Consider the following 17,038-nt stretch of genomic DNA (forward strand, 5'->3'; position numbering starts at 1 on the left):
AGAACATAAACGTATTTTTAGCGACACAGCGAAGGTTCGCCTGTTACGCCGGTAAAGCGCGTGTCGTTGGGAGCATGGCGGTCGTGATCGAGATGACCGCTCGCCGACGTTCACCGGCGCCCCTGCTCACCCGGATGCGCGACCGTTCGCCCGGGCTGGTCGGCGGCCTCCTGGGGGGCGCGCTCGCGGCGGGCCTCGGACTGGCGTCGTTCGCCGTGCTCGTGATGCTGCTGTGGATCAGCTCGCCCTACCCGGACAGCGGCCCCGGTGGCGCCATGCACGTGGCGGCGGCGCTGTGGCTGCTGGCGCACGGCGCCGAACTGGTCCGCACCGACACGCTCTCCGGCGTCCCCGCCCCGCTCGGCCTGCCGCCCCTGTTGCTCCTCGCGCTGCCGGTGTGGCTGCTGCACCGGGCGGCCCGGGACGCCACGGACGGCGGGGTAGGAGAGGAGGACGACGACTTCGAGGAGGACACCGAGGCGGTCGAGAGCCCGCCCCTGGTCTCCCCTCGCATCGCGTGGACGGGTGTCGTCGTCGGCTACCTCGCCGTCGCCGTGCCCGCCGCCCTGTACGCCGCGGGCGGTGTGCTGCGGCCGTCGTGGGTGTGGACGGGAGTGTGCGTCCCGCTGGTCGCCGTCGTGGCGGCGGGGGCGGGCGTGTGGTCGGCGTACGGCCGTCCGGGCCGGCCGCTGCGGCGACTGCTGGGCCCGCTGCCGGCGGGAGTGCGCCCGCTGGTCCTCGGCGCGGACGGGCGCCCCGGTGTCGCGGCCCGGGCCGCGGCTGCCGGGGCCGCGGTGCTCCTCGGGGGCGGTGCGCTGCTGGTGGTGGCGTCGATGGTGGGCCATGGAGCGGCGACCCAGGCGTCGTTGCTCCGGCTGACCGAGGGATGGTCGGGGCGGTTCGCCGTACTCCTGCTGTGCGCGGCCCTGGTGCCGAACGCGGCGGTGTGGGGCGCCGCCTATGCCCTGGGCCCGGGCTTCGCTCTCGGCGCCGGCCACACGGTCGGCCCGCTCGCCTCGGCGCCGGCTCCGTTCCTGCCACCGTTTCCGCTGCTGGCGGCGGTGCCGGAGGCGGGTGAGGGGGCGCCGGTGCACTGGGCGGCCGGGGTGGTACCCGTGATCGCCGCGCTGGTCGTCGGCTGGACGGTGGCCCAGGGCGCGGCATCCGCGGAGCGGGGCGGGACGAAACCGGGCGGCACGCGGACCGCGGTCTGGTCGGCCGCCCGCACCGCCCGGGCCGCCGCGCTGGCTTCGCTGCTCTGCGCGGCCGCGCTCGCGGGGCTGGCCGCGATGTCGGGCGGCCCCATCGGTTCTGCCGTGCTGTCCCGCTTCGGCCCCGTGTGGTGGCAGGTCGCCGCCGCGACGCTGGTCTGGCTGTGGCTGCTGGCGATCCCGACGGCAGTGGGGGTACGGGCCTGGCGGTGCCGCTCGACCCGGGCAGCGGAGCCGAAGATCGGCAAGCAGCGGGAGACGGCGGCCCACGGCGCCCGGGGGCAACGGCGGGTCCGGAAGGACGGCCGCGGTTGGTTCACGCGCACCGGCGTCGCCGGGACGGCCGGGGTGAGCGGGGCCGCCGAGGGCGCCCGGGGCACCGGACGGCCGGGGCGGGACGAGGTCGCCCAAGGTGTCTGGGGCCTCGGAGATCCCGGCGACGACTGGGAGGTGGAAAGCGGCGGACGCACCACGCGCGACGCCTCACCGGCCGACGGGACGCCGTCGCCCCACCACCCCTCGGAACCGGCGCCGGACGAGCCGGGCCCGCGCGACCAGGACCGCGAGACGGACTTCGGCCTCTACGACTTCCTGCCGCCCGGCCCGGACCCCGAGCCGTACGACACCCGGGACCCCGAGCCGTACGACGCCCCGGCCCCGTCCGGCCGGTCCAGCCCGCCGGAAACCTCCTGAAGCGTCAGTCGTCCGTCCCCAGCAGCCCGCGGAGCTCCTCCGGCAGAAGCTCGGTGCACGACTGCTTCGCCTCGTTCGTGAGGGCGTCGTTGGTGCACGTGTAGTAGTCGCGGTAGACCAGCTGCGCCGTGAAGGAGGCGGCGACCAGGGCGATCGCCAGCGACGCCGTGACCAGACCGCTCACCGCCGCCGTCGTCTGGGGGCGGCCGCCGCCCTGCTGCTCGGGGGCGGGGGCGGGGGAGGCCGGGTCGGGCCTGCGGGGCCCCGCGCGCAGGGAGCTGATGGCCCAGTAGAGGGCGAGCGCGCCGAGCAGCAGGGCCACGTACGGCCAGCTGAAGAGGGCGAAGAAGAAGGCCCACATGCCCGACAGCAGGGCGTAGCGCGCCCGGCGTTGCGCGGGATCCGTCGGGTCCCAGCGCCCGTTCGGGCCGCCGCCCTGGGGGCCGCCCTGGCCCTCGGGCCCGCTGCGGGGGCGGTCGCCGAAGCCGCCGGAGGAGCGGCCGGGCTGCCGGTCGCTCCACTGGCTGCCCCAGGGCGAGCGGGACCCGCCACCGCCCTGGGAGTCCTGGGAGTCCTGGGAGTCGTCACCCGACGGGCGCCGCGGCTGCCAGGGCCGGTCCGGTGTGCCCTCGGGCGGCGGGGCGAAGGGGTTGTCCTTCTGGGACTCACGGCCCCGCCCCTCCCCGCCGTCGCCGCCCGAAGGCGCGTCGGGCGGCGAGCTGGGGCGCTCCCGCAGCAGCACGGCGCCGCGCTCCCCTCCCTGCGGCGACAGCTGGGGGAACGTGAGGAGTCGCAGGCTGCGGTCCGGCATCAGGTGAGCGTCTTCCCGTTGGTGAGGAGGAATGAGTGGACAGAACGGAACGGCGTCGGACCCGGGTCCGTCACCTCCTGAACGCACCACGTCCGGACGTCGTTCCCGAACCGGCTCCGCCCAGACGCTACCTTCCGGCCCCGCCCCCGTCCCGTGGGGGCCGTCCGGTGTGCCGGTATCGTTGCTGACGGTCGGCCGGTTCGTAGGCTTCCCCGTATCCGGGGACGCAAAGCATTCGTATGAATGCACAAAACGTCGGGTGCCGGCCGCCTTGGACAGACGCTCCCCCGAGAAAGGCCCCCACCGTGGCCGCCAAGCCCGTGGCCCCGCGCGCCAAGCGCCTCGTCGTGCTGGTCTCCGGATCCGGCACCAACCTTCAGGCGCTGCTCGACGAGATCGCCGCCGTCGGCGCGCAGGAGTACGGGGCCGAGGTCGTGGCCGTCGGCGCGGACCGCGAGGGCATCGAGGGGCTGGCGCGTGCCGAGCGGGCCGGGCTGCCGGTCTTCGTGTGCAAGGTCAAGGACCACGGCAGCCGCGAGGAGTGGGACGCCGCCCTCGCCGAGGCCGTCGCCGCCCACGAGCCCGACCTCGTCGTCTCCGCCGGGTTCATGAAGATCGTCGGCAAGGAGTTCCTCGCGCGGTTCGGGGGGCGGTTCGTCAACACGCACCCCGCCCTGCTGCCCAGTTTCCCGGGAGCCCACGGCGTGCGGGACGCGCTCGCGTACGGCGCCAAGGTCACCGGCTGCACCGTCCACTTCGTCGACGACGGCGTCGACACCGGGCCGATCATCGCGCAGGGCGTGGTGGAGATCCGGGACGAGGACGACGAAGGCGCTCTCCACGAGCGCATCAAGGAAGTCGAGCGAAGGCTGCTCGTCGAGGTCGTGGGGCGCCTCGCCCGCAACGGCTATCGCATTGAGGGACGAAAGGTAGTTATCCAGTGACCGCCGAGAGCAACAAGCGGCCCCTTCGCCGGGCGCTCGTCAGCGTCTACGACAAGACCGGTCTGGAAGAGCTGGCGCGTGGGCTCCACGAGGCCGGGGTCGAGCTCGTCTCCACCGGCTCCACCGCCGCGAAGATCGCCGCTGCCGGCGTCCCCGTCACCAAGGTCGAGGAGCTCACCGGCTTCCCCGAGTGCCTGGACGGCCGCGTGAAGACGCTGCACCCGCGCGTGCACGCCGGCATCCTCGCCGACCTGCGCCTGGACAGCCACCGTGAGCAGCTCGCCGAGCTGGGTGTCGAGCCGTTCGACCTCGTCGTCGTCAACCTCTACCCGTTCCGCGAGACCGTCGCCTCCGGTGCCTCGCCCGACGAGTGCGTGGAGCAGATCGACATCGGCGGTCCCTCGATGGTCCGGGCCGCCGCCAAGAACCACCCCTCGGTCGCGGTCGTCACCAGCCCTGCCCGCTACGCCGACGTCCTCAAGGCCGTCCAGGGCGGCGGCTTCGACCTCGCCACCCGCAAGCGGCTCGCCGCCGAGGCCTTCCAGCACACGGCCGCCTACGACGTCGCCGTCGCCTCCTGGTTCGCCTCCTCCTACGCGCCGGTCGATGAGTCGCAGTTCCCCGACTTCCTCGGCGCCACCTGGGAGCGCGAGCACACCCTGCGCTACGGCGAGAACCCGCACCAGCCCGCGGCCCTCTACGTGTCGGGCACGGGCGGCCTCGCCCAGGCCGAGCAGCTGCACGGCAAGGAGATGTCGTACAACAACTACACGGACACGGACGCCGCCCGCCGTGCCGCGTACGACCACGCAGAGCCGGCCGTCGCGATCATCAAGCACGCCAACCCCTGCGGCATCGCCGTCGGCGCGGACGTCGCCGAGGCGCACCGCAAGGCGCACGCCTGTGACCCGCTGTCGGCGTTCGGCGGCGTGATCGCGGTCAACCGCCCGGTCAGCAAGGAGATGGCGGAGCAGGTCGCGGAGATCTTCACCGAGGTCATCGTCGCGCCCGGCTACGAGGACGGGGCCCTGGAGGCCCTCACCAAGAAGAAGAACATCCGCGTGCTGCGCTGCGCCGACGGGCCCGCCGCCCCCGTCGAGGTCAAGCCGATCGACGGCGGCGCGCTGCTCCAGGTCACCGACCGCCTCCAGGCCGACGGCGACGACCCGGCCAACTGGACGCTGGCGACCGGTGACGCGCTGAGCGCCGACGAGCTGGCCGAGCTCGCCTTCGCCTGGAAGGCCTGCCGCGCGGTGAAGTCCAACGCGATCCTGCTCGCGAAGGACGGTGCCTCGGTGGGCGTCGGCATGGGGCAGGTCAACCGCGTCGACTCCGCGAAGCTGGCCGTCGAGCGGGCGGGTGCCGAGCGCGCCGCGGGCGCGTACGCCGCGTCCGACGCGTTCTTCCCCTTCCCGGACGGCCTGGAGATCCTCACCGAGGCCGGGGTGAAGGCCGTGGTCCAGCCCGGCGGTTCCGTCCGGGACGAGCTGGTCGTCGAGGCCGCCCGGAAGGCCGGCGTCACGATGTACTTCACGGGGACGCGGCACTTCTTCCACTGACGGGCCCCTGACCCCGGCGGCGCCGCGCTGGATCGGCACCTACGTCGAACTGCGCAGCGCCGCCCAGGTGTCGGACCCCACCTCGCCGTCCGCCGAGAGGCCCTTGGCCCTCTGGAATTTCTTGACGGCGGCCTGCGTGGCGCCGCCGAACTGTCCGTCCACGCCCGCGTCGCCGACCTTGAAGCCGCGCTGGGTGAGCATGCACTGCACCTGGACCACGCGCTGCCCCTTGTCGCCGCGGACGGTGAGTTCGGTGCCGGAGTAGTACGCGCAGCGCGAGTTCCAGGGAGGGCCGGCGGGCGTGGTGGCCGTCTTGGTGGGTGAGGCGGTCGGCACGATGCCGCCGTCATCGTCACTGCCGCCGCCTTCGCCGTCCCCGGGGGCGGCGGGGGGAGTGGCTTCGTCTCCGGTTGTCCTCGGGTCGGGTGACGTCTCGTCCGCTCCCGCCCCCGAGGCCGCTGCCTTCTCCTGCCCGGCCTCCTCCTTCGCCTCGTCCTTGTCTTCGGCGCCGGAGGGTGAGGCGGAGGCACCGGGGGCAGGGGAGGTGCGGGCGCCGTCGCGGGCAGTGCCGCCGGCCGCTGTCGGTGCGGCCGAGGCGGTTCCGCCGGCGGACGGACGGGTGAGGAAGAAGGTTCCTGCAACGACGGCGCACACGGCGAGACCGGCGGCCAGGGCGAGATACACCTTCCGCTTCCCGCGCCCGGCACCGCTCTCGCGGGCGGGACCCTGGGCGGGGCCGTTGGCAGGGGTTGCCGGGTCCTGCGCCGGCGTACGTAACCGGCCGGTCCCGGGTACGGCCTCCCGCACGACTGAACGTTCCAGTTCGTCGCAGGCCTGCCGCCGGGTGCGCAGCAGGCCGCCCAGCGGCTCGTGCCAGGAGGGGGAGCGGTGGCCCTCGGCGGCCTCGGCTGCCTCGGTCAGTTGCCGAGGGGTGGGGCGGCCGGCGGGGTCCTTGGAGAGGCAGGCGGACAGCAGCGCGGCCAGTCCGGCGTCCCGGGCCGCGATCCCGGCCATGACGCCGGGTTTGGGTTCCTCGAACGCGACCCGGTGCATCACGTCGACGCCCGTTCCGTCACCGAAGGGAGCGCGCCCGGTGGCGGCGTAGATCAGGCTCCCCGCGAGCGAGAAGACGTCGGAGGCGGTGTCGCAGCGGCCCTCGCGCAGATGCTCGGGCGCCATGAAGGCGGGCGTGCCGACCCGGCTCCCCGACGAGGTGATCGCGCTGCTGTCGGTGGCCTGCGCGATGCCGAAGTCGATGACGTGGGTGCCCTGTTGGGAAAGGACCACGTTGGACGGCTTGAGGTCGCGGTGCACGATACCGGCCACGGCCAGTGCCGACAGGGCATGCCCGAGATCGGAGACCAGCCGCCAGACTCCGGCGACTTCGAGAGGGCCGCATTCGCGGACGGCGTCGGCGAGGTTGAGGCCGGGCAGATACTGCGTCGCCATCCACAGCAAGGAGTCGTCGAATCCGGTGCCGAGCAACTGCGGCGCCCGCACGGTACGCACTCGGCCGTGCAGCGATGCCTCCCGCTCGAAACGCCGCCTGAACCGGGGGTCGTCGGCGTACTCGGGGCGGATCACCTTGACGGCGGCGAGGCCGGGGGCGCCGTCGGCGGGGCGGGCGAGGTAGACACGGCCCATGCCGCCGCTGCCGAGCCTCCCCAGGGGGATGTACGGGCCGATGCGCCCGGGGTCGGCGGGCTGTAGCGGGGTGGTGCCCGCCTGCTTCAGGGCGCCGCCGTCGAACGCCGGAGCGTCGGCCGGACCGGGCCGCCGATGGTCTGTCATGGATCCCCCGACTGGTCACCTTCACCAACGTGCCCCTGCGTCACGTGAGTTGCAGCGAGGCTATCGCGCGAGGGCTCGTGTGTGACCCGCAGACGCAGGACGGGGAAGGTCCGCCGGGCATGCGCCCCGGCGGACCACGTGTGCGTCTGTCGGCCGGCTCGGCTGATGAAGCTCCCGGTGCGGCAGCCGCTCACCTCACCCCCGGTGGACGTAATGCCGTTGTCCATGCTGTGCCGCTTCCCGTCGGGGGTCGCCGGGAACAGGTTGCGGGCCAGGTTTGGTTGTCCACGTGTGCCGGTCCGGCACCGCAAGGGCGAGTTCGGACCCGGCGGCTCCGGCAACGCTCAGCCGTCCCCCTCGTGCCGCCCGACGTCCAGGAAGTACCGCAACTCCTCCGGCGTGCCGTCGATGGCGTCCTCAGCCGCGGCGCGCGGCGCGTCGCTTCAGCAGTTGTTGCTGACGACGTCCATCCAGGTGTTCCCCGCCCCCGGGTACTTCTTGCCGTCGACGTGCACGGGCTGCCGGTCGGCCTCCGTCGGGATGCCGTCCGTCCTGTAGCGCTGCTCGTAGTGCAGGTGCGCCCAGTCGCCGCTGTTGCCGCCGGTGGCGCCGATGCGGCCGATCCTCGTCGTCGCGGTGACCTTGTCGCCCTTCCGCACGTACGTGTCGTGCTTGTCCTTGAGGTGGTAGTACGCCGTGTACCAACCGCTGCCGTGCTCGACGACGATGACGTTGCCGGCGCCCCGGTCCCAGAAGGTGCGGGCCACCGTGCCCTGGTAGCCGGGGTACACCGCCTTGCCCGACGAGCCCGTGTTGCCCTTCACCACGATGTCCAGGCCGGGTTGGCGTGGGCGCTGCAGCCTGCGCAGCAACTCCATTTCCCGCTCGGCGAGTTCCCGCAGGTGGCGCAGTCGGCGCGGGGTCTGAGTGCCCGTGGGCAGGAACTTCAGCGCGGCCTCGGCCGGCAGGCCCTCGGCGGGTTCGGCCCGGCGGGCGGCGTACACGCTGCCGAAGGCCCCGGAGACGATGGGTTCGCGAATCTCCCAGGCGCCGACGCGGAAACCCCGCGGGACCTGTACGGCGTGCGGCCATGACTCCTGGCTCACCGGAGGGCCTCCGCTTTCCCGCTGGGATGGCAAAGACGGCGTGTCACTTCTTGCCGGGCGGCGCGTACTCCTCCAGGAAGTGGGCGACGCGGTCGGCGTATGCGCGGACGTCCGGGGGCACGCCGCCCGCCGCGTTCACCGTGCGGTACGACCTGCGGTACGCGGCGGCGACGAGGACGCGCCGGTCGCCCGGCAGGTCTGCGTGCAGGCGCGGGGCGATCCAGCACAGGTAGCGGCCCATCGCCGGGATGGACTCGGCGGGCGGGAAGGGAGGTTCGGGGACCGTCTCTCCGGGGGTGCCGTCCTCGTTCATCCACCAGCGCAGGACGCGCGGGGTCCAGCGGGCGATGCCGTACTCGTCGTTCGCGGGGTCGGAGAGGTCCGGGTCGAAGTCGCTCTCCACCTTCAGCATGGCGGCGATCAGGACCGGGCTGACCTCCTCCTGGTCGCAGTCGTGCGCCGTCTCGACGATCAGGAGGCGGTAGGCGGGCGGCACGCCCCGGTCGGTGTGCAGCTCGGAGGCGCCGTACGCGGCGGCCGAGACGTTCGCCGTCGCGCCGGGACCGCTGCCGGCGCCGCCGCCTCCGGCCGAGACGCCGATGCCGTAGGCCAGCAGGGCGGCCAGGGCCGCGGCGGCCGCGGCCAGGACGGCCGCGAGGGCTCCGCGGCGCGAGCGGTGGCGGGTGGAGCGCAGGGCGGGCAGGCGGAAGGCGCGCCGACCCTGGCCCGCGGCCGCCGTCACACGGCGCAGCAGCGCCGCGCCGCCGATGCGCTGCTGGTGCGTCCGCGTCAGACAGGCCCCCACGATCTCCCGCCAGTCGTCGGGCAACTCCGGCGACAGGCGCAACTGGTCGACGCCGCGGGCGTAGGCCGCCGCCGCGTCACGACGGGCTGTCGGGGTGGCGCCGGGCAGCGGGAAGGCGTCGGTGAGCACGAGGTGGGAGAGGACGCCGAAGGCCCAGATGTCGGCGGAGGGGCGGATGCGGCGGCCGCGTTCGCCGATCTCGGTCCACAGCAGTTCCGGCGGGGTGTAGTCGGGGGTGGAGAAGGCCGGCGTGTAGGCGTGGGTGCCCTCCAGCTCGGCGGCCAGGTTGAAGTCGGCCAGACGGACCGAACCGTCCGCCATCAGCAGCACGTTGGCCGGCTTCAGGTCGCCGTGCACCCAGCCGGCGTCGTGCAGCTGGGCGAGGCCCTCGGCGATCTGCGCGAGCAGTGCCGGGCCGGCCGCGGGGCGGGGCGTGGCGGCGAGCAGCGCCGACAGGGAGCCCTCGGCCTTCTCCAGGACGAGGACGGTGGCGCCGTCCAGCTCCGGACGGCCCGGGTCGTCGACCGTCAGCGTCTGGTACATCCGCACCAGCCGCGGATGTCTCAGCCGCCGGTACAGCTCGACCTCCCGGTCGATCAGTTCGCGCAGGTGGGCCAGCCGGCGGGGCGTGGCCGTCCCGGTGGGCAGGAACTTCATCGCGGCCGTGAGCGGCAGTTCGGTGCCGGCACCGACGCGCCGGGCCGCGTACACACTGCCGAAGGCGCCCGTCGCGATGGGCTCGCGCACCTCCCAGTCGCCGACCCGGTAGCCCTTTGGCACGGGTACGGCGTAGGCCTCGGTCACCGGGTCGCCCCGGGCCGGTCAGGACGGCCGGGGACCCGGAAGGTGGGGGTGCGGTTTCGCTCGTCCTCCGTGGTCGGCGGAGGTGCCACGATGATGCTGAACAAGGTGCTCTCCCCGTGCCTGAACAGCTACCACCGTCAGACTAGGGCGACGCACCAGGGCCGTGCCCCCCTCGTACGGGTGAGACACGGCCCTTGGAAGTGAATGGCGTGAACTGGTCCGGGACCGGTCCGTTCAGTAGCGGGGCCGGTTGAACCAGGCCTTGCCGTTGGCGTTGCCCACGAAGACGGCCACCAGGATGGCGAGGACCGTGTGCACCAGGCCCACGATGACGAACGGGTAGATGCCGAGGACCGCCGTGATGATGGCGAAGACCAGGATGGTGATCCGGGCGCCGTTGCCGCCGTTCTTGAACTTCGTCGCCAGGACGGCCGCGAACACCAGCCAGGCCAGGCCGAACACGACGTAGCCCCAGATCAAGCCGGTCGAGTCGCCGACCAGGTCCTGGAAGGCGGTGTTGTCCTTGAGGGACTCGTCGTCCTTCGCGGCGTTGAGCGCGATGGCGGAGAAGGCGAAGATGGCCACGCCGAGGACCTGCAGACCGACGATGACCCACATCATCACGCGGGCCGCGCCCACCGAGCCGGGCATCGTGGTCGGAGCGGCGGGGCCGCCGTAGGGGGAGACCGGAGGGGCCTGCGGGTAGCCGTAGCCGGGCGCCTGCCCCTGGTCCTGCGGGTATCCGTAGCCGGGCTGCTGCGGCTGCTGCCCCTGGGGTGCGCCGTAGGGGTTGTTCGGGTCGCCGTAGCTCATGGGGACTTTCCTCCGTTGGTCCGAGTGCGGGGACGACGCGTGACATCCCGCACGGAGGAAATCTTCAGTATTGCGACCGTCCCCCCGTTGAGCTGCCCGCGGCACTTGTCGGGTCATCGTTCTTCACCACTGACCGGCTTGTCCAGCCGCATTCCCGAGGTGTTGTGCAAGTGCAACATCGCTGATCATGGGCGGATACGGGAGGACGGACCCGTGGTGCCCGGATTGCGGCCGGATTGGAACCGCGGCGGGGTCATCCGCGAGGATGGGGCCATGACCGCCCAGATTCTCGATGGCAAGGCCACCGCAGCCGCGATCAAGTCCGATCTGACCGCCCGCGTGGCGGCGCTGAAGGAGAAGGGCGTCACGCCCGGCCTCGGCACGATCCTGGTCGGGGACGACCCCGGCAGTCAGAAGTACGTCGCCGGCAAGCACCGCGACTGCGCGCAGGTGGGCATCGCCTCCATCCAGCGCGAACTGCCCGCCACGGCGACCCAGGAGGAGATCGAGGCCGCCGTCCGCGAGCTGAACGAGGACCCGGCCTGCACCGGGTACATCGTGCAACTGCCGTTGCCGAAGGGCATCGACGAGAACCGCATCCTGGAACTGATGGACCCGGACAAGGACGCGGACGGGCTGCACCCGATGAACCTGGGGCGCCTCGTCCTCAACGAGCCCGCCCCGCTGCCCTGCACCCCGAACGGCGTGCTGACCCTGCTCCGCCGCTACGGCGTGGAGATCAAGGGCGCCGAGGTCGTGGTCGTCGGGCGCGGTGTGACCATCGGCCGGCCGATGCCGCTGCTGCTGACCCGCCGCAGCGAGAACGCGACCGTGACCCAGTGCCACACCGGCACCCGTGATCTGTCGGCGCACCTCAAGCGCGCGGACATCATCGTCGCCGCGGCCGGTTCCGCCCATCTGATCCGCGCCGAGGACGTGAAGCCCGGCGCGGCCGTCCTCGACGTGGGCGTCTCGCGCAGCGCCGAGGGCAAGATCGTGGGCGACGTCCACCCCGACGTCGCAGAGGTCGCCGGCTTCATCTCCCCGAACCCCGGCGGAGTCGGCCCGATGACCCGCGCCCAGCTGCTCGTGAACGTGGTCGAGGCGGCGGAGCGCAGTGTCGGCTGAGCACCGGGCCCCGAGCGGGCACGAGGCCCCGGGCGGGCACGAGGCCCCGGGCGGGCACGAGGTCCCGGGCGGGCACGAGGTCCCGGGCGGGCACGAGGCGCCGGGCGGGCACGAGGCGCCGGAGGACATGACCGTCCGGGACCCCATCAGCGCGCCCGACGCCGAAGGGCGGCCGCGGCGGGTCACCCGGCGTTTCCCGCTGTTCACCAAGGACACCGCGCGGCCCGAGGGCGGTGGCCGGGCCGCGCCCGGGGACGCGCCCGCGCCGGCGCGGCAGTGGCCCGTGCTCGCCGTGCTGGGGCTGGCCGGGCTCGGGCTGCTGGTGACCGCTTTCGGCCAGTTCCGGCTCGGGACGCTGCTGATCGGTGTCGCCCTGCTGGGCGGCGGCGCGATGCGCTGGCTGCTGCCGGGCGTCGGTATGCTCGCCGTCCGCTCCCGCTTCACGGACATCGTCACCTACGGGGTGCTGGGCCTGGTGATCGTCATGCTGGCGCTCATGGCCCAGCCGAAGCCATGGCTGCAGATCCCCTTCCTGAAGGACACCCTGCACTTCACGGTCACCAACGAGTGACGGGACGGCGGCCCGTCCTCTCCCCCGAGGAAGGACGGGCCGCCGGCACGCACCACCCTCCTGTACGGCGAACGGCCTGTTCAACGGCTGTCAGTGCGCTGTGGCACGGAAGTGACAGTTCCGGTACGTCTCGCTTCCGATACTGCACAAAGTGGTGCGACGCGGGGATTGGCAGGGACAATCAGGACGGTCCAGGGTGTACCGCGCGCGGTCACCATGCTCCTGTGCGCCCCCCGTCAGGGAACTGAGATCCTGACTGGGCGCATCCCTGTGGGTATCCAGAACGGGGACTCGGCCAAGGCCGCCACGCGCGGGGCGAACAGCGCGAGAAATATCAGCACGTACGGGGGAAGAGGGGGAGCAATGCCTCGTTGGAAGGCCTTGCCGGATGAGCTCGATCCGCAGATCAGGGAGTTCACCAGTCAGCTGCGCAGGCTCGTGGACCGCAGCGGTCTGAGCATCGCGTCGGTTGCGGACCGCACGGGCTACAGCAAGACGTCCTGGGAGCGTTACCTGAACGGCCGGCTGCTCGCGCCGAAGGGCGCGATCGTGGCCCTGGCCGAGGTCACCGGCACCAATCCGGTGCACCTGACCACCATGTGGGAGCTCGCCGAGCGCGCCTGGAGCCGCTCGGAGATGCGGCACGACATGACGATGGAGGCCATACGGATCTCCCAGGCGCGCGCCGCGCTCGGGGAGTTCGGCGGGCAGGACTTCACCGACCCCTCGGCCGGTGGCAAGGCGGCCCCGGCGGGCGAGGGCAGAGCGGCCTCGGCGGGCAGCGGCAAGCCCGCCCGCCGCAGCGGCGGCACCACGGTCACGCCGGGCATCGCGGGGCCGGCCGGTGTGGCCCCGACCGTGCCGCCACAGCCGACGGCCCCCGAGGTCCAGGACTCCAGCGGCGCGGGTCTGCGGGAGGGGAGCGGCCGGGCCGCCGCGCCCGAGGTCAACTCGTGGGGGCTGGCCGGTTACCAGGGCCCGTCGCCGACGGGCGGCGGCCGTTCCGCCGGACCCGGTGCGGATCGGGTATCCCGGCCCGGCTCAGGTCCCGGAACCCCCGCAGGAGCGCCCGGCGCCGGGGCCGGCTCGTACGGCGAACCGCAGGACGCCGTCCCGGCCCGGGCCGGTGGCGCGGTCGGCAGTGGTGCCGGCGGGAGCCGCCGCGCCCCCTCCGCCCCCGCGGGCAAGAAGCGGACCGCGACCTTCGTCGCGGGCGTCGTGGGCGTGCTGGTGGTGATCGCCGGCGCGTTCTACCTCACCGGCGGCGGTGGCGACGACGAGGCCAAGGGCGGTGCCAAGTCGCCCTCGCCGACCGTCAGCACCGACCCCAAGCTGCCGCCCGGTGTGAAGTGCAGCGGCGCCGGCTGCACCGGCAAGGACGCGGAGGCCATGGGGTGCAGCGGTGACCTGGTGACCACGGCCCAGACCGCGACCGTCGGCACGACCGTCGTCGAGGTCCGCTACAGCGAGACCTGCAAGGCGGCCTGGGGGCGTATCACCCAGGCCGCACAGGGCGACGAGGTCGAGATCAGCTCGGGCAAGGCGAAGCAGACCGGCAGCATCACCGCGGCCGGCGACACCATCGCCTACACCCCGATGGTCGCCGTGAAGGGCGCCGCCGACGCCAAGGCCTGCGCGACGCTGACGGCCGGTGGGCAGGGCTGCACCGACTGAGGACACGGCCTGGGCGCGCAGCGGTGCCACCGGCCCGGGTGACAAATTTCCGAAGGAGGGGAATGCCCGCCCGGATCGGGGGCACGCGAACCGTACCCCCACGGGAGTCCGGCATGGTCGGTATCCCCCCAGGCGGCCGCCTTCGTCCTCCTCTCCCGGACGGGCGGCCGCCTCTCGCGTGGGGCCGGGTGCGTGTCCGAGGAAGGGCCGGAGTTGTGGGCCGGGCCACACCGACCCGGACGTCCGAGATCCCGGATGCGCGATAGCCTGACGGCTGGATGGATCTCTTGACGCCAAGAGATCGATCAAACGTCCGGGGCAGGGACCGCCCCACCGCCAGCTGTCATACGGAGAACGCCATGACCCGCACTCCCGTGAACGTCACCGTCACCGGCGCGGCCGGCCAGATCGGTTACGCCCTGCTCTTCCGCATCGCCTCCGGTCAGCTGCTCGGCGCGGACGTGCCGGTGAAGCTGCGCCTGCTGGAGATCACGCCCGCCCTGAAGGCGGCCGAGGGCACGGCCATGGAGCTGGACGACTGCGCGTTCCCGCTCCTGCAGGGCATCGACATCACCGACGACCCGAACGTCGCCTTCGACGGCGCCAACGTCGGTCTGCTCGTCGGCGCCCGCCCTCGCACCAAGGGCATGGAGCGCGGCGACCTGCTGGAGGCCAACGGCGGCATCTTCAAGCCGCAGGGCCAGGCCATCAACGCCCACGCCGCGGACGACGTCAAGATCCTGGTCGTCGGTAACCCGGCCAACACCAACGCCCTCATCGCCCAGGCCGCCGCGCCGGACGTACCGGCCGAGCGGTTCACCGCGATGACCCGCCTGGACCACAACCGCGCGCTGACCCAGCTCGCGAAGAAGACGGGCTCGACGGTCGCCGACATCAAGCGCCTGACCATCTGGGGCAACCACTCCGCCACCCAGTACCCCGACATCTTCCACGCCACCATCGCCGGCAAGAACGCCGCCGAGGTCGTGAACGACGAGAAGTGGCTGGCCGAGGACTTCATCCCGACCGTCGCCAAGCGCGGCGCCGCCATCATCGAGGCCCGTGGCGCCTCGTCGGCCGCTTCCGCCGCCAACGCCGCCATCGACCACGTCCACTCGTGGGTCAACGGCACCGCCGACGGCGACTGGGTCTCCATGGGCATCCCGTCCGACGGTTCCTACGGCGTGCCGGAGGGGCTCATCTCCTCCTTCCCCGTCACCACCAAGGACGGCCAGTACGAGATCGTCCAGGGCCTGGAGATCAACGAGTTCTCCCGCGCCCGGATCGACGCCTCCGTCAAGGAGCTCGAGGAGGAGCGCGAGGCGGTCCGCGGCCTCGGCCTCATCTGACCGGAGCCGCTCGAACTCCGTACGCAGGCCCCGCACCGGTTGCCCGGTGCGGGGCCTGCGGGCTTCCCACGGGTCGGCCGAGGCGAATCTCCGCCTCTTTTGTTCCTGTTTGTCCGTATCTCCCGTGACACGGCGCACTTTCGGCCATCGATGCGCATGCATCCGAGGGAGTCGGGCAGGCGAACTCGGTCTCTTAGTGACACGAATGTGACACAGGGGCGCTGATCAGGAACGGAAGGCGAAGAGCGACCATGGCGGAAAGTACCGAACTTCAGGCACGCGAAACCATCCATGCGGGAGGAGTGTGGCGGGCGGCCGTCTCCGGGGCCACCCGCGAGATCCTCGACCCCGCGGACGCCCTGCCCTTCGCCGTGGTCGCGGAGGGCGACGAGAAGGACACCGATCTGGCGATCGCCGCGGCCCGGCGCGCCTTCGACGAGGGGCCGTGGCCGCACACGCCCGTCACCGAGCGGGCCGCGCTGCTGCGCCGCGTCGCCGATCTCCTCGTGCGGGACCGCGACAAGCTCGGCCGGCTGGAGGCCCAGGACGCGGGCAAGACCGTCGAGGAGGGCCGCGTCGACATCGACTGTGTCGCCGACGCCTTCCGCTACTTCGCCGACCTGGTCGCCGGCGAGGCCCCCGGCCGGGTCGTGGACGCGGGCTCGACCGACATCCACAGCGTCGTCGTGCACGAGCCGATCGGCGTCTGCGCGATGATCACGCCCTGGAACTACCCGCTGCTCCAGGCCAGCTGGAAGATCGCCCCCGCCCTCGCCGCCGGCAACACCTTCGTCGTCAAGCCGAGCGAGATCACGCCGATGACGACGATCGCGGTCATCGAGCTGCTCGTCGAGGCCGGACTCCCCGCGGGCGTCGCCAACATCGTCACCGGCCCGGGCCACTCCGTCGGCGCGCGCCTGTCCGAGCACCCCGACGTCGACCTGGTCTCCTTCACCGGCGGCCTGGTCAGCGGCACCAAGGTCGCCGAGGCCGCCGCCCCGACCGTCAAGAAGGTCGCCCTCGAACTCGGCGGCAAGAACCCCAACGTCGTCTTCGCCGACGCCTGCGCCACCGAGGAGGGCTTCGACACCGCCGTCGACCAGGCCCTCAACGCCGCCTTCATCCACAGCGGCCAGGTCTGCTCGGCCGGCGCCCGCCTGATCATCGAGGAGTCCGTCCGGGACCGCTTCGTCACCGAACTCGCCCGGCGCGCCGAGAGGATCCGCCTCGGCCGCGGCACCGAGGACGGCGTCGAGTGCGGCCCGCTCGTCTCCGAGCAGCAGCGCGCCAAGGTCGAGATGTACGTCGAGTCCGCCCTCAAGGAGGGTGCGGTGCTGCGCTCCGGCGGCAAGCGCCCCGAGCCGTCCCCGCAGCGGCCCGAGAACGGCTACTTCTACGAGCCGACCGTCCTCGACCACTGCCACCGCGAGATGCGCGTCATCCGGGAGGAGGTCTTCGGGCCGGTCCTCACCGTCGAGACCTTCCGTACCGAGGACGAGGCCGTGGCCCTCGCCAACGACACCGAGTACGGACTCGCGGGCGGCGTCTGGACCGCCGACGCGGGCCGTGCCCGCCGGGTGGCCGGCCGGCTGCGCCACGGCACGATCTGGATCAACGACTTCCACCCCTACCTGCCGCAGGCGGAGTGGGGCGGTTTCGGCAAGAGCGGAGTGGGACGCGAACTCGGCCCCGCCGGACTCGCCGAGTACCGGGAGACCAAGCACGTCTACCAGAACCTCGCTCCCAAGCCGGTGCGCTGGTTCGCGGGCTGACCCCCGC

Annotated in this window: 13 protein-coding genes and 2 pseudogenes; 8 read left to right on the forward strand and 7 right to left on the reverse strand. The window is 72.9% G+C overall.

Going from position 1 to position 17,038, the window contains the following annotated elements; all coding sequences use genetic code 11:
• Window positions 1-74: 74 nt before the first annotated feature.
• Complete coding sequence (locus A4E84_RS24880) at window positions 75-1,904, forward strand: cell division protein PerM (RefSeq protein ID WP_062928674.1); 1,830 nt, start codon at window positions 75-77, stop codon at window positions 1,902-1,904.
• Window positions 1,905-1,908: 4 nt separating this feature from the next.
• Here the strand turns inward: A4E84_RS24880 and A4E84_RS24885 are convergent, their stop codons facing one another.
• Window positions 1,909-2,715 (reverse strand): hypothetical protein, encoded by an 807-nt coding sequence (locus A4E84_RS24885; protein WP_062928675.1) that lies wholly within the window; start codon window positions 2,713-2,715, stop codon window positions 1,909-1,911.
• Between the two features lie 305 nt (window positions 2,716-3,020).
• Between A4E84_RS24885 and purN the strand changes: the two genes are divergently transcribed.
• On the forward strand, window positions 3,021-3,659 hold the full coding sequence (gene purN / locus A4E84_RS24890; RefSeq protein ID WP_062928676.1) for a phosphoribosylglycinamide formyltransferase: 639 nt from the start codon (window positions 3,021-3,023) through the stop codon (window positions 3,657-3,659).
• Window positions 3,656-5,218 (forward strand): bifunctional phosphoribosylaminoimidazolecarboxamide formyltransferase/IMP cyclohydrolase, encoded by a 1,563-nt coding sequence (gene purH / locus A4E84_RS24895; protein WP_062928677.1) that lies wholly within the window; start codon window positions 3,656-3,658, stop codon window positions 5,216-5,218. The genes purN and purH overlap by 4 nt, the downstream gene beginning before the upstream one ends.
• A gap of 39 nt (window positions 5,219-5,257) precedes the next feature.
• Here purH and A4E84_RS24900 read toward each other — a convergent pair whose 3' ends face one another.
• The 6 genes and pseudogenes from A4E84_RS24900 to A4E84_RS24915 form a co-directional block, all read right to left on the reverse strand.
• A complete protein-coding gene (locus A4E84_RS24900; RefSeq protein WP_062928678.1) occupies window positions 5,258-7,009 on the reverse strand; it encodes a serine/threonine-protein kinase in 1,752 nt (583 codons plus the stop codon).
• A 344-nt stretch (window positions 7,010-7,353) separates the two neighbouring features.
• A pseudogene (locus A4E84_RS44720) lies at window positions 7,354-7,452 on the reverse strand (ALF repeat-containing protein); the annotation flags it as partial.
• Window positions 7,453-7,836 carry a M23 family metallopeptidase gene (locus A4E84_RS44725; RefSeq protein ID WP_237305144.1) on the reverse strand — a complete coding sequence of 128 codons (384 nt, stop codon included), beginning with the start codon at window positions 7,834-7,836 and terminating at the stop codon, window positions 7,453-7,455.
• A gap of 18 nt (window positions 7,837-7,854) precedes the next feature.
• Window positions 7,855-8,115 (reverse strand): annotated as a pseudogene (locus A4E84_RS42400) (protein kinase); the annotation flags it as partial.
• 43 nt (window positions 8,116-8,158) lie between these two features.
• Entirely contained in the window at window positions 8,159-9,724 is a 1,566-nt protein-coding gene (locus A4E84_RS24910) for a protein kinase domain-containing protein (protein WP_062928680.1), read from the reverse strand.
• Window positions 9,725-9,958: 234 nt separating this feature from the next.
• Complete coding sequence (locus A4E84_RS24915) at window positions 9,959-10,537, reverse strand: hypothetical protein (protein WP_062928681.1); 579 nt, start codon at window positions 10,535-10,537, stop codon at window positions 9,959-9,961.
• 273 nt (window positions 10,538-10,810) lie between these two features.
• Between A4E84_RS24915 and A4E84_RS24920 the strand changes: the two genes are divergently transcribed.
• The 5 genes from A4E84_RS24920 (at window position 10,811) to A4E84_RS24940 (ending at window position 17,031) form a co-directional block, all read left to right on the forward strand.
• Window positions 10,811-11,665: a bifunctional methylenetetrahydrofolate dehydrogenase/methenyltetrahydrofolate cyclohydrolase gene (locus A4E84_RS24920; protein ID WP_059423424.1), complete on the forward strand. Its 855-nt coding sequence runs from the start codon at window positions 10,811-10,813 to the stop codon at window positions 11,663-11,665.
• 127 nt (window positions 11,666-11,792) lie between these two features.
• Window positions 11,793-12,236: a DUF3017 domain-containing protein gene (locus tag A4E84_RS24925; RefSeq protein ID WP_062931597.1), complete on the forward strand. Its 444-nt coding sequence runs from the start codon at window positions 11,793-11,795 to the stop codon at window positions 12,234-12,236.
• 381 nt (window positions 12,237-12,617) lie between these two features.
• Window positions 12,618-13,910, forward strand: a complete 1,293-nt coding sequence (locus A4E84_RS24930) for a helix-turn-helix domain-containing protein (protein ID WP_237304996.1) — start codon at window positions 12,618-12,620, stop codon at window positions 13,908-13,910.
• Window positions 13,911-14,269: 359 nt separating this feature from the next.
• The gene (locus A4E84_RS24935; protein WP_062928683.1) at window positions 14,270-15,259 is read left to right on the forward strand and encodes a malate dehydrogenase; all 990 of its coding nucleotides are present in this window, start codon (window positions 14,270-14,272) and stop codon (window positions 15,257-15,259) included.
• 251 nt (window positions 15,260-15,510) lie between these two features.
• Window positions 15,511-17,031 (forward strand): aldehyde dehydrogenase family protein, encoded by a 1,521-nt coding sequence (locus A4E84_RS24940; protein WP_062928684.1) that lies wholly within the window; start codon window positions 15,511-15,513, stop codon window positions 17,029-17,031.
• The last annotated feature ends 7 nt before the right edge of the window (window positions 17,032-17,038 follow it).

Source organism: Streptomyces qaidamensis, assembly GCF_001611795.1.
Lineage (GTDB): Bacteria > Actinomycetota > Actinomycetes > Streptomycetales > Streptomycetaceae > Streptomyces > Streptomyces qaidamensis.

Coding starts and splice junctions, on each gene's coding strand:
- A4E84_RS24880 (WP_062928674.1), top strand. CDS start 75: ATGGCGGTCGTGATCGAGATGACCGCTCGCCGACGTTCACCGGCGCCC.
- A4E84_RS24885 (WP_062928675.1), bottom strand. CDS start 2,715: ATGCCGGACCGCAGCCTGCGACTCCTCACGTTCCCCCAGCTGTCGCCG.
- A4E84_RS24900 (WP_062928678.1), bottom strand. CDS start 7,009: ATGACAGACCATCGGCGGCCCGGTCCGGCCGACGCTCCGGCGTTCGAC.
- A4E84_RS24915 (WP_062928681.1), bottom strand. CDS start 10,537: ATGAGCTACGGCGACCCGAACAACCCCTACGGCGCACCCCAGGGGCAG.
- A4E84_RS24920 (WP_059423424.1), top strand. CDS start 10,811: ATGACCGCCCAGATTCTCGATGGCAAGGCCACCGCAGCCGCGATCAAG.
- A4E84_RS24925 (WP_062931597.1), top strand. CDS start 11,793: ATGACCGTCCGGGACCCCATCAGCGCGCCCGACGCCGAAGGGCGGCCG.
- A4E84_RS24935 (WP_062928683.1), top strand. CDS start 14,270: ATGACCCGCACTCCCGTGAACGTCACCGTCACCGGCGCGGCCGGCCAG.
- A4E84_RS24940 (WP_062928684.1), top strand. CDS start 15,511: ATGGCGGAAAGTACCGAACTTCAGGCACGCGAAACCATCCATGCGGGA.